Below are 12,035 nucleotides of genomic sequence, written 5' to 3'. Positions count from 1 at the left end.
CCATGCGCGGCAAACCAGTCCCTACCGCCACGCGAGCAGAAGCCTGGCTTGTTGCCGAAGCCCGGAATCGTGCGCAAGTGCTCAAGGGTTACGATCATTTCTTGCCGCCTCCCTTGCGGATCTTGTCGGTACCGGCCGACCGCCACGCAAGTACCTGCGGCTCGGAGATCCGCACAGTTCCATAGATGCGCTTCACGGCGGTGCCTTCTTCGGTGGTGGGGATATCGGGCGTCTGCACTTCCGGCTTGGTCTGGTTCGTCCGGGCGAGCAGCGCACTGATCAGCATCGATACGATCATGATGATCAGCTGCACCCACCACACAAAGGCCTGCTGCGGCTCCCGTTGCGGGAAGGGCGAACGGAACTGATTCACCAGTAGCACGAGGCCGCCTAGGGCCAACGCAAGCGCCATGACGCGCCGCGCAAGAGCACCGGACTCCGTGTCATGCCACCAGTACCTGAGACGCCACCCATACACATACAAGAGCCGACGCAGGCCGCGCCGAGGTTGTTGCCGATCAGTGCTCACCATGAGATCCGGTGTCCGTCAAAGGGGTTCTCCACGTTCAACTGCGGCTGGCCGCCATAGTTGGGCGTGTTCTGGAAGTAGCTGCCGCAGTCGGCGAATGTGTGTGCACACCCAGGCGCGACCGTGACCGTCAGACCCGCAGCCAGTTCAGGACCGGGGTAGTTGAGGGTGATGGTGTCGCCGGCGTGCGAGTTGATCGTCCGCGTCTCCGCCAGGCCGTTGCTGCGCGCCCAGACCATGACCCCGCCTTCCAAGCGACCAGCGGGGAACGCGGCAAACGCAGCTGAGCGCAAGGTGGCACCACCCACGGAAGCCAGCACGGCCTCCACAGCGTGATCCGACATCGCTACCCCACACCGATACAGCGCCTTCCAGCAGCCCCGGGTGAACCGGCCCGTATTGCCCCGGAAACCCTTGCGGGAGTTATTACGCTCGCAGGTCAGGGTCAGGGTGGTGTCAGTGAAGCGCGGTGATACCACCTGGCCCGTCCACTCGATCACCGCCTGCAGGTCCGGGTCGTTGCTGTGGACCTTCATGCACACAACGGAAACCCGGCCGCTTGGCGCATAGGGCCGAAAGATACGGCCGAACTCCTGCGTCACCGGCAGCTCGGCAGCGGCCGGATTCAACAGGAACGGCATCTTGATGGTCAGCTTGTTCTGCGATCGCTCGCTGGTTTCATTCACAGCACTGCGCTCGATGCCGGGCGCCGAGCGATAGAGCCTTGCACCATCCCCATTACCGATCATCATGTCGCGCGCGCCGGATGCGAACCGGTACGCGTTGCCCTGCAGGGTGAACAGGAACAGATGGACAGGGCGGGCCAGGAAGCGGCTGGTCTCGAAGGCCTCAAACATGGGGAACCACCGAAGCAAAGCCGAGGGTGCAGGTAGCGACACCATCGGCGTCGGTGGCGTGTCGAATCTCGACCTGGTCGCTGGCGAGCGTGGCCAGGCTCATGATCTGGACGGCCCGAACCCGCGACGCCGAAACGCTGATGTCCAAGGGCGCATCCAGGGTGATCACCTCGACGTCGTTGGAGGCCACCGAGCCAGTAATGCGCCGATGAATGGCGGTGCCGTCCAACAGCTCGATGCGCAGGTCTCGACGCCCAGGCGCCTGCGCACCGAACAGCGCATAGCCCGCCCATTCGATGGGGATCTCGATGGCGCCCACGGCCAGATCGGCGGTGATGCGCAGATCACTGGTGTAGGACGGCAGCCATATAGGCGTGGACCGGCCGCACAGGGTGTACGCCAGAGAGCGCAGCCAGCTGTGCTCTTCACGCCCGAACAGCTTCCATTGTGTGCTTTGCGATCGGAAGGCGAAGTCTGCAAGGGGCACGGTAAGCGGTGCAGCGCTGTCGTTGTCCAATACCTCTCGCAGGCGGGCATAGCTGGCCTTCGGTTGATCAGTCCAGTCTGCCCAACGGTTCAGGACGGGCGTGCCCAGGTAGAGCGGCAGGTCGACCAGGCTGGGCCACTGACAGACGTCAAGCACGTCGAACGTCAGCGAACGGATGCCGGCATTGTCATGCCATAGCGACTCTTCCGCGCTGTCCTGCAGCTGAGCCCTTCGCAAGGGAAACAGCACGGTTCCAGTTGGCCATGTGCCAGCGGTGGCAGCGGCGAGCGAGAGCCCTTCGGCTTCCACCGAGGTCACCGTCACCACTTCCCAGCGGTTGACCGCTCCCCACAGCAAGGCCTGTCCGCCGACGAAGAAATCAAACCCATTGGTTCGGCAGGCAATCTCGACCGATCCTACGGGCAATCTCGCGGGAATGAGCTGCGCATCCGGCCAGATGGGGACGAGCCAACGACCACCGTGGCCAGCGAGCAGCATGTCGACGACCCGGCGCTGCTGGCCCTCACACTTCACAGAGAACTCAAAGGACCGACGCGGATCAGAGCGATACGAACAATGCTGGGAGACACCAGATGCCGATGCCTGCATGTAGTTGGTGGCCCACGACAGCGTTTCTGTGATGGCGTCGGACCAATCAGCCGGTACCGGAAACACGCGTGGGCCGTTGGCGGAGAAAGACATCATTGCCACTCCGACTGGATCGCAGCGCCATTCCGGCTGGCCGTCATTACTACCGCTTGCTCAAACGCTGGATGCGAGGCCAACTTCTGGACCAGCTCATCCTGATCCTGCAGAAGGTAGACACGCATGTTCTTCGGAGTCGGAGTCCCGGCCGGTGCCACCGAGCTGAAGACCGGCGACCGCTGCAGCGAGGGCATCTGGCTGACTAGGCCACCGTCGGCAAAGGCATAAGCACCCCAGCGCCGGACGGCATCCATGCCGATGGCGTTGAACGCGTGCAGGAATGCCAGTGCACCCGGCTGCCGGACCACCTTGGCCCGGGCTACGAATTCACCATTGGAGAGCCAGGCAGGAATGCTGTCACTGGTACCTGTACCTGCACCCCAAACGGGACCACCCTGCGCTCTACCGACGGGAGTAGGCGTACCCACGCTGACGGTGCCGGTGTTGCTGGCCGCACCAGCAATACTACCGACCATGCTGACAACGGCCTTGGCATTGTTGGCAGCAGCCAGTGCGAGGGCGGCTTGCTTGAGCTGAACAGCAGCAGCCACCAGAGCACTCGCGCCGGTGACCAGGCCATTGCCCGCACCTGCCAGCGCCGAAGCGCTGCCGGTGACCGCTGTGGCGCCAGCGGTGACGACACTACCAGCCGAGGACAAGGCGACTGCCGAAGCTTGCGTTGCGGCCGCACCTACAGCCTGCGTACCGACGTCAGCGCTCTTGTCGAACAGCTTGCCAGTCAGGGTGGACGCCAGCTTGGCCGACAGCTCATCGGCCACATACCCAGCCAGGCCACTGGCAATGGATTGGAAGAAGCTGCGCACGATCTCGCCCAAGGTGGCATTGCCATTGGCCAGCGACATGAGGGCATCACGGAATGCGCTCTGGAACGTGGTGCGCACGTTCTGCTGCAGCAGGTTGGTGGTGGCGGCCATCTCCTTGAGCTTGACGGCCATCTGCTCAGCTGCCTGCAGCGCTTCGGGGTTCTTCAATGCCTCGGCGGTGGCGCGCATGCGATCGGGAAGATCGCCCAGGGCGGTCAGCTGCTGCCGGGACAGATCTACCAGCTTCTGGCGCGCCTGCGCTTCGGTGATCAGCCCGGCCTGCAGCTCGATCTGGATGCGCTGCTGAGCCAAGCCCATTTCACCCATCGCGCGGTTGTAGGTCTCCTGCATTTTCTGCAGTTCGGCTGTGAGGCGGACCAGCTCCTTGGCACGGTCGACCTCGGCCACACCGGACTGGTTGCCAGCCTCGACCATCTGCCGGCGTGTGACCTCGAGCTCGCGCAAGCTCTTGGCCTGCTGTGCATCGGGACCGCGCCCTTCAAGGTTGGCAATCTGATCCCGCACCTCCAGCAGCTTCCGATTGGATTCAACCAGAGCGTTCGCAGCATCAAGCTTCTTCGCGCTATCCAGCAGCTCCTGCTTAGTCTTCGACGACGCATTCTGGAAGTTGCCCTCATCGATGGCGGCCTGGACGCGGGACACCTCCGTGGCCTTCTTGCGTGTCTCATCGAGCGTGCCGACCAGCTCGATCTGTTGCTTCAAGCGCTCCAGTTCGCGCTGCGCGGCTGCCTCATCCTTCTGGGCTTCTGACTTGGGACCCTTGGGCTTCTTGGGTAGGCTTTCGGCATAACGTGCTCGAGCCTCCGCCTCCAAGGCCTTGACCGCCTTATCGTCCATGCGGCCGGCTTTACCCAGTGCCCGGATCTTGGCGATTTCCTCTTCAAGCTTCTTCTCCTTGCTCAGATTGCTTAAGCGAAGGCGCTCGAACTCTTCCCTCGCCTTTTCTTCCTCCGGCGTCAGGGGGGCATAGATGCCAGCCATCTGCACCTTCACAGGCGCATTGGTTCCAGAGGCCGCCCGGATGCGCGCAGCCATCTTGCCGGTCAGGTCAGCAAAGGAAGGGAGCCCGAAGTTCTTGGCCAGCGTGCTGCCGACCACACCCATCCCCAACAGATCGGACAGCCGCGGCAGCCTGGCCAGCACACCCCATTCGCCAGCCAGCTGGACCACCGCGTTGGTGAAGTCGCCCAGCGCGCCCCAGGCGCCGCTGACGTCCTTCTTGACATCCCGCCAACCGCGCGCGAGCGCCGGCATCGTCTCATCGCTCTGATCTGCGACCTCATCGAGGCGATCGGAATAGATCTTGATCGCCTCCGCCACTGCCTCCTGCTGGTTGCCCTCTTTGACCAGGGCGCGCACACGCGCGAGCTGGGCTTCTGTCAGGAAGTTCTCCGACTCGGTGAGCGTAAGTAGCCCCTCGACCGGATCCTTCCTCAGAGAGAGGAACTTGGCGACGGTGGTATCGATGGCCTGGCCGGCGGAGGCCTGCATCTTCGCAGCGCTGCGGGCGACGAGCTCGAACTGCTCACCGGTGAAACGACCGGTTTGAGCCACCTTCGTCAGCGCCTCAGCAGCGTTGCCTCGGGAAACCCCTTGAAGACCGGTGAGCTGATCGCGCCGGGCCTGCAGGTTGGCAGTGCTGGTGGCGGCATAGTTGTTGGTGACGATCAACGCCCGCTGGAAAGCCATCTCTTCGTCGGCCGCCCGTTTCCAGGCCAGTACCAGGCCGCCCACTGCCGCGGCCAGTCCGCCGACCACGGCGATGGTGGGGGTAATAGCGCCAACCAGCGCACGCGCGGCCGGCACCACGCCACCAAAGGAATCCTTCAGCTGGCCGCCCTGCTGGACGGCCACCATCCAGATCGGCATGCCGCTGACGATGCTGGTGGTGATATCGGTGATCTGCGCCGGCAGCTGGCGCATGGCCATCTGGTACTGCCCGGCGGAGATAGCGCCCGGCCCGCGGCCGCGATTGTTGATCTCGGCCAGGTTGACGGCGTTGCGCTGGATGTTGATCCCCGCAAGGGCGCGGTTGTACTGCTCGCGGCTGATGCGACCGGCATCCACCGCGCCCTTGAGTTCGCGCTCGTCGCGCTCGAGTTTCTGCAGCTTGGCCGACGCACCGTCGTACCGGCCCATGACGCCTTCCAGGGAGCGTTGACGCTGCTGCTCAGTGCGGCTCAGCGATGCTTCCTGCTTGTCCAGCGTCTTCAGTGCGCTGTTGTAGTCCTCGGTGGTGATCAGCCCGCGGGCCATGACCCGATCAAGCAGAGCCTCGGTGTCAGCCAGCTCGGACATGCTGGCTGCGCCCTGCTGCAGACGAGCATCGAGCTCGGAGATCGAGCGGATCTCATCGGCCACCGTCTTCTGCATGGATGTGCCGGCCGTGCGCACCCGGTCCGCGGCTGAAGCGCTACTGCGGCTGGCCTGGTCCAGCGCGCCGGCCGCCTTGTCGGCACCCTTGGTGACACCCTCCAGACCTGCGCCAGCGGCGGTGCCAGCATCCTTGATCGAGGCCAGCCCCCGCTGCAGCACCGGCAGGCTCTTTTGCGCCTGCTCGATATCCAGGGCGATGCGCATCGCCAGTTCAAGGTTGCGGGTGGCAGCCATTGTTACTTCAGTTCCTTCAGCAAGGTGGTCGCCGGATCACCCCCGGCATAGGCAGCGTTGGTGTCGGTAATGCGCTCCCGCCGTGCTCGCCGTTGTTGGGCTTGGACATGCTCCCAAGCGAGCAGGATCTGGCGCTGCGTCATCCGGCCGATGTCGGCAAAGCAGCGCCCGTAGCCGGCACAGATCAGGTCGGTGAAGACGCGTCCGTAGCCGACTGGTTCACCCTTTTGCCGACGGCGTTGCGCAGCAGCCGGCGCAGCAAAAAATTTCCGTTGGCCTGCCACCACAACAGCAGCATTTGCTCGCCATCGGTTTCATTGAGCGTTTCCAGCCAGGCTTCCTGCGCCCGCACTTCGGCGGCGGTATCCGTACCCTCGCCCGGCGGAGGGGCGATAGCACAGGCCAGCAGGTGGCGGAACACATCCGGATGCGAGAGCAGTACATCGGTCACCTCCAGCATCGAAGGCGGATCGCGCCCCTCAAACAGCGGCTGCAGGTCGGCCAGCAGCGGAGCCGCTGCCGGCAGGATCCGCGCCCCTTCGAAGAAGCCGTACTCGCGCACGATCACCGTCTTGCCGTCGACCTGGCCCTGCTGCTGCGCAGCCAGGATGTCCAGTTCGCCGGCGACTGCCTCCGAATCCAGCGAGCCGGGTTCGGACGGCGGTTGGTCCTGATTGCCGATTCGCGTGGCCATCAGACGGCATCCACCAGCAGGACGCGGGCGTACAGACCGAAGCGCGGATCGGACTGGCGGACCGGATCGATCTTGGCCTCGCCATTGAGCACGATCTCACCGAAGCTGTCGTTGATCAGCGCCAGAGATTCAGCCGCCGGGAACGAAATGCGGTTCACGTCGGCGCGGACGCGCTGAGTGGTACCGTCGACACTGTTGACCGCGTCGAACAGCGCGTAGTACTCGGACTTGCTGCTCTCGAACACCTTGACCACGCTGTGGGCAGCGTACTCGTAGGTCTTAGCGACCACCGCGGCCTTGGCGGTCAGGAAGGTGATGATGCCGGTGGCCGGGTTGAAGGTGTAGTCGGTGTCGGCCACCAGCGGTGCTGCCGGCGTACCACCCTCCAGCACCAGCGCGCTGATCGCAGCGTACTCCAACGCGACCACGTCGCCGGGCTTGACGGCACCGATGGCCTCGTTGGCGACCGAGCCCGAAGCCAAATCTAGAAGCGTGCCATCGGTGGCCAGGGCCAGATTGTCGGTGTTGATCTGACCCAGCGTCAGCCTCACACCCAGGTTGCGCTCGGTGGTCATGGTAGCGGCGACGCCGCGCACACCCGACCAGCTCTCCTTCTTGGTTTCACGGGTGCTGGACATGGCCAGCTCCAGGACGCTGCTGTCATACACCCAGCGCGCCGGCGCGCGGCTGCCATCGGCATTGCGCAGGCCCAGATACACGCGGCCCTGGAACGAGAAATATTCGGTCTTGGACATGGCTTACTTCGCCTCCTGGGCGATGGCAGGAGTCGCCTGGCCGTTGGCCTTGCGCGACGGATTGGGGGAAGAATCGGCGTCGGGAGCGTCGATGAAGCCGCGCTCAACCGCCCAGGGCACCAGGTCGGCAGGAAGCTCCACCGTTTCGCCTTCCGCAATGGGCTTGCTCGCAAGCGTCAGGCCCGCCTTCTTGATCGTGTGCTTCTGAGTGGTCTGGGTAGTCATCGCGGAATCTCGGGTTGAAGAACGGCTTGGGTCTTCCATACGTCGACCCACAGGGCGGTGGCAGCGTCGTAGTCCTCGAGGTTGCCCTCGATGAGCTGGCAGGCACGGCCACCAGGAATGGGCGGTGTCCAGCCCAGCAGCGGCTGACGAACCTTGCCCAGCAGCAGGCGCAGCTCATCGATCACCTGCGCCCCGCGCTGCTCGCGGTAGTTGCGGCAGACGGTCACCACCGCGAAGTTCACTTCGACCAACTGCGCCAGGCGCGCCTGCTGGCCGGGGATCGAAACGCCGGTTTTGGTCTCCAGCGGCATCTCCCGGGCCAGCAGCACGTAGCAGCACGGCGCGGGGAAGTCGCGCAGCGCTGTAACGGCGGCGTAGTCGGCGCTGCCCTGGACCTGACGCAGATCCTTGTCGCTGACGCCCTGTCGGATGCGATCGCGCACCAAGCCAGTGTCGAAGGGCTGGGTGCTCACCGACCGTAGTCCTGCAGGGTTCGATGGCTGAACTCTCGCGGTGGTGCACAGACCTCCGGTGCACCACCGCTGGGCGCAGGCAGCGGGTCATCGGCGCCAAGGCTGAACTTGCCGTCGCGCACCAGCTCCAGAAAGCGCAGCGCTTCCTTGTAATCGCGTACCACCGGATCGGTGCGTTCCTCGGTGTTGACCCGGTCCTTGTGCAGCAGGTAGCGCGCAATCCACCGGGCCCAGGTGGACACGATGCCCGGTACCGGCGCCGGCAGCGGTACCGGATAGGGCTTGGGCTTGCGCATGACCAGGTAGCCATTGATCACGCCATCGGCATCGTCCAGGGCGCGCTGCACATGTGCCGCAGCCTGATCGGCGATCGCCACATCGGCTGGATCGAACGCACTGCGATCGCTGCCGAGCAGCGTGGCGTCCATCAGCGCATCGTCCACAATCGGATAGCGCTCCGGGGTGGCCACCTGCGCCAGTTCCTGGGCGAGCTTGGCCGCCGACAGCAGTGCGAGCGTGCAGTAGGACATGGCGGCCAGTTACTCCGACCCTTCCGGGTCTGCAGGTTCGTCACCGAGTACGCCCGCATCCTGGTAGGCCTGAGCCTCTTCCCAGGTCATCTCTATCCAAGCCGGCGGCTTGACGACCACGCCCTCGTGCTTGAACGGGCTGAGTACTTCAAAGCATGCAGACAGCCAGAGACCATCAGATACCAGTGCATTGGGCGAATCGCCCCCACCGGCGGCAACCCCAATGGAGGTGTCGGCTTCCGGCGACGGAGCACCCGCGTCGATGGCGTCCTGGTCCGCTGCCGGATGGTTGGCCTGCGATTGGTCGACGGCAGCACCATCGGCTGCAGAGACAATCGACGCGGCGGACTGCAGCTCGCTCTGGCCTTGCTCCGGTACCGAGTCATCCGCCGCCGGCGGCGCGTCCACAGTCTTGTCTTCCGCCACGACTGGCACGTCGGCCGGCTGGTCGTCCTGGACGGTCTTGGGTGCGCTGGGCGGCGCAGTGCGGGGCTTGGCCACGACGAGTTCTCCGAATAGGTGTGGTGCCGTGCTCTCCGGCTGTCACGCATGGTTCTGCTGTGCTCCGCACGGCCAGGCCCGCGTTTGCCTGGTGCTGCCGCTCGCTGGGTTGTACGGGTAAGGCGGCAACTGCGCCGACTATCCTTCGCCGGCGCCGGTCATCAGTTGCCTGCGCCGCTGATCAGATAGCCGGCGGCCATGCCTGCCAGGACCGGGGTGGCATCGTTGCTGACCCCGTAGATCCAGCTCTTGGCACTGTTGTCCCAGTAGGGAACTTCGACCAGGGGCATGCCTTCGATGCGATAGCCATAGCCGTAGCTGGGCTCCTCGACGTTGGCGTTCACGTCAGCGCCAGGGCTGACGTAGGCCAGAACAGCCGAAGTACCCCAGACATCACCGAATGCGCCATTGTCATCGGCCACCACACCGCCGCCGACGACGATGTTGTCGATCTCGAAAACCTGCTTGAGCAGATCCAAGGTGACCTTGCGAATGCCGGTGCTGGCCGAGCGATCAATCAGCTTTGGATGCTGCTTGAGCTGCTTGAACGCCTTGGCAGACAACAGCATGGTGTTGGGATACAGACCGATGCTGTCACGCACAGCTTCCTTGCCGGTTTCGACGTCCTGCGCGGGGTTCGAAGCAGCGTTGGACCACACGTTGTTGCCAGCCAGCGCGACTTTGTGGTCGTTGTCGTAGTTGGCTGCATTGGTGGCGATCTTGGCGCTGTCCACCTCGTACTCCAGCAGCAGCGAGCGCAGCACGATGTTCACGGCCCGGGTGCTCAGGTTGATCCCCGGCACCTGGCTTGCATCTCGCATATGTTCACGCGGCACCGGCGCTTCCAGTGCGCTCGGGACGATGGCGTACGGCTTGCCCTCATAGCCGAAGCGGATGCGCTTGGTATTGGCACCGGGGGCACGCTTGGCGTTGTAGATCTTGAAGGACTCCTTGCCGAACTCGATCACCTGGCCGCCATAGGCGGCGACGTCGGCGAAGGGGAACAGCGCGGTGGCCACGAGCTGCGCCTGGCGGTAGCCACGGGCGTGTTCGGAAAGGATCGGGTCAACGACGCGAACCTGGCCGGGGGTCATTTGTCCAGACATGTAAATCTCCTACGGCACTAGCCGGTCAGTTCGGGATGAGGATCACTTCGAGGACATCGCCATCGGCGGTGGCCGTGGCGCCAGGCGCCGCACGGGCAACGACCTTGCCGGCGTCGGCGGTGATGGCCTTGCCATCGGCACCCACCTGGAGGGCGGCGCCGGCAGCGATTGCGCCACCTGCGGTCACTTGCGTGGTGCCCAAGACGTCGACCGGCGCCAACTGCCCGACGGCGGCATCCGAGCGCGCAACCCCGCAGGCGTTGCCGCCGGCAGCGGCGACTTCACCGGTCGGCGAGACGAAGCGGTTGTGGGTGAGGGCTGCCGCGGCCAGCACGGACAGCGTGAGCAGAGCGATGTTCTGGGACATGGTGGGCTCCTGGATGGGAAGGTCAGCCGCCGACCGCGGCGACTGCAGCCGCCCAGGACGTGCCGGGGTGCTGCTGCTGGTAGGCCTTGGCCTGGTTGAACAGATCCGCGCGGCCGGCATCGACATGCGTGCCCGGGGGCGCGGCGAAGTTCGCCGCTGCGTTGGGTGCGTCGCCACCGGACTTCTCGCAGAAGTCCACTGCCTTGGGCAGGCTGGTCAGCAGCTCGCGCAGGACCGACTCAGCTGGCTTGGACACCGTCGTTTCGCCCTCAGCGAAGTTCAGCGGTTCCTTGCCATTCGGCTGGGCCAGCAGCAGCTCCACCACGGCCGGCTGCTGACGGGGCAGCAACTTGCCTTCCTTCACCAGGCCTTCGGCGAACGCCACCGCATCTTCGCGTCGGGCGGACTGCTCACGGGCGGCGAGGGCCTTCTCGCGAGCGTCCAGGGTGGAAGCCTGCTGGTCGAGCTGCTGCTGACGCTGGGCGTGCTCCGGGGTGTTCTGCTGGGACATGGGGTCGATCTCCGATTTGACCTGTTCACGAGTGGGAGGCGTTGCCGGGATGGGCGCTGGCGCGCCGATGGCGCTGCGCGGGAACTGGGTGAGCAATGGCGATGCAAAGAGGGCTGAGTTGCGCGCTTCGTCGTCATCGCGTGTGCTGCTCTCGATCCCACGGATCTGCCAGTCGGGAATGACCTGGTCGGCCGTCTCAAGGCCTTGGGTGTCGATCAGCCAGTCGCGGAAGCGGCGGAACAGATCCGTCAGCGTCCAGCCCAGCGGGGCCAGCGACATGGCAAAGCAGGCGGCGTCATCACCCTCGGCGAACGAGGCCGACTTGAGCCCCTTCACTGCAGGCGGCTGCGCGCCCAGGAAGCCGATGTGGCGCAGGTAGTACTTGCCCGGCGTCGGGTTGCCCGGCGAATCGGGCATGAAGATCGAAGCGCTGATCTTCTTGAAGCGCCCGTTGTTGACCAGCTCTGCAAAGGCAGGATCAACATTGTGCGGCTCGGCGACGAGGAGGCCGTCCTTGGCCTGAAGGGTTTTGCCCCAGCCATAGGCCGGATCGTCGGTCTTGGGATGGCCCACCACGATGGGCGCTTCATGCAGTGTCGGATCGTAGCTATCGGCGATCTGCTGCACATCCGCTTCGCTGAAGGTCAGCGTGCGGCCGTCTTCGGCAACGTGCGTGCCGGCTTTGAAGATCTGCAGGGTGGCGGGCTGGTTCATGCCGCCAGTTTTCCCGCACCGCTGTCTCATGTATTGGGACCGCGGTCCGCAAGAAATGATCACTCTTGCGACATTGCAGGAAGCTGCAGTTAAGACCCCGCGCGCTATTGGCCGCGAACACGCCAG

General features: G+C 64.7%; 13 protein-coding genes. All 13 read right to left on the bottom strand.

Translation table 11 applies throughout. The features are described 5' to 3' along the window. Nucleotides 1-94 precede the first annotated feature (94 nt). Nucleotides 95-373, bottom strand: coding sequence for a hypothetical protein (locus tag ACMZ91_RS12515; RefSeq protein ID WP_139042348.1), 279 nt, complete (start codon nucleotides 371-373; stop codon nucleotides 95-97). Nucleotides 374-525: 152 nt separating this feature from the next. Then, nucleotides 526-1,386: a phage BR0599 family protein gene (locus ACMZ91_RS12510; RefSeq protein WP_164084051.1), complete on the bottom strand. Its 861-nt coding sequence runs from the start codon at nucleotides 1,384-1,386 to the stop codon at nucleotides 526-528. After that, nucleotides 1,379-2,575: a hypothetical protein gene (locus ACMZ91_RS12505; protein ID WP_164084050.1), complete on the bottom strand. Its 1,197-nt coding sequence runs from the start codon at nucleotides 2,573-2,575 to the stop codon at nucleotides 1,379-1,381. Before ACMZ91_RS12505 ends, ACMZ91_RS12510 begins: the two co-directional genes overlap by 8 nt. Then, nucleotides 2,575-6,033, bottom strand: coding sequence for a phage tail length tape measure family protein (locus ACMZ91_RS12500; protein ID WP_164084049.1), 3,459 nt, complete (start codon nucleotides 6,031-6,033; stop codon nucleotides 2,575-2,577). Before ACMZ91_RS12500 ends, ACMZ91_RS12505 begins: the two co-directional genes overlap by 1 nt. Before the next feature lie 184 nt (nucleotides 6,034-6,217). Continuing rightward, the gene (locus ACMZ91_RS12495; RefSeq protein ID WP_164084048.1) at nucleotides 6,218-6,727 is read right to left on the bottom strand and encodes a DUF6631 family protein; all 510 of its coding nucleotides are present in this window, start codon (nucleotides 6,725-6,727) and stop codon (nucleotides 6,218-6,220) included. Then, nucleotides 6,727-7,482 (bottom strand): phage tail tube protein, encoded by a 756-nt coding sequence (locus ACMZ91_RS12490; RefSeq protein ID WP_164084047.1) that lies wholly within the window; start codon nucleotides 7,480-7,482, stop codon nucleotides 6,727-6,729. Before ACMZ91_RS12490 ends, ACMZ91_RS12495 begins: the two co-directional genes overlap by 1 nt. 3 nt (nucleotides 7,483-7,485) lie before the next feature. Beyond that, nucleotides 7,486-7,707, bottom strand: coding sequence for a hypothetical protein (locus ACMZ91_RS12485; protein ID WP_049403053.1), 222 nt, complete (start codon nucleotides 7,705-7,707; stop codon nucleotides 7,486-7,488). Continuing rightward, on the bottom strand, nucleotides 7,704-8,180 hold the full coding sequence (locus ACMZ91_RS12480) for a phage tail terminator protein (protein WP_065428101.1): 477 nt from the start codon (nucleotides 8,178-8,180) through the stop codon (nucleotides 7,704-7,706). Before ACMZ91_RS12480 ends, ACMZ91_RS12485 begins: the two co-directional genes overlap by 4 nt. Further along, on the bottom strand, nucleotides 8,177-8,710 hold the full coding sequence (locus ACMZ91_RS12475) for a gp436 family protein (protein ID WP_049440524.1): 534 nt from the start codon (nucleotides 8,708-8,710) through the stop codon (nucleotides 8,177-8,179). The genes ACMZ91_RS12480 and ACMZ91_RS12475 overlap by 4 nt, the downstream gene beginning before the upstream one ends. A gap of 9 nt (nucleotides 8,711-8,719) precedes the next feature. Further along, the gene (locus ACMZ91_RS12470) at nucleotides 8,720-9,211 is read right to left on the bottom strand and encodes a flagellar biosynthesis protein FlhF (RefSeq protein WP_049440526.1); all 492 of its coding nucleotides are present in this window, start codon (nucleotides 9,209-9,211) and stop codon (nucleotides 8,720-8,722) included. Nucleotides 9,212-9,372: 161 nt separating this feature from the next. Then, complete coding sequence (locus ACMZ91_RS12465) at nucleotides 9,373-10,317, bottom strand: major capsid protein (RefSeq protein WP_024957619.1); 945 nt, start codon at nucleotides 10,315-10,317, stop codon at nucleotides 9,373-9,375. 25 nt (nucleotides 10,318-10,342) lie between these two features. After that, nucleotides 10,343-10,684, bottom strand: coding sequence for a capsid cement protein (locus ACMZ91_RS12460; protein ID WP_024957618.1), 342 nt, complete (start codon nucleotides 10,682-10,684; stop codon nucleotides 10,343-10,345). Between the two features lie 22 nt (nucleotides 10,685-10,706). After that, complete coding sequence (locus ACMZ91_RS12455) at nucleotides 10,707-11,822, bottom strand: hypothetical protein (protein ID WP_414574394.1); 1,116 nt, start codon at nucleotides 11,820-11,822, stop codon at nucleotides 10,707-10,709. Nucleotides 11,823-12,035: the final 213 nt, after the last annotated feature.

The sequence above is a fragment of the Stenotrophomonas sp. FR024 genome, assembly GCF_047500745.2.
GTDB lineage: Bacteria > Pseudomonadota > Gammaproteobacteria > Xanthomonadales > Xanthomonadaceae > Stenotrophomonas > Stenotrophomonas maltophilia_A.
Note: the sequence above shows the minus strand (reverse complement) of the source record. Positions and strands in the feature narration are given on the sequence as shown.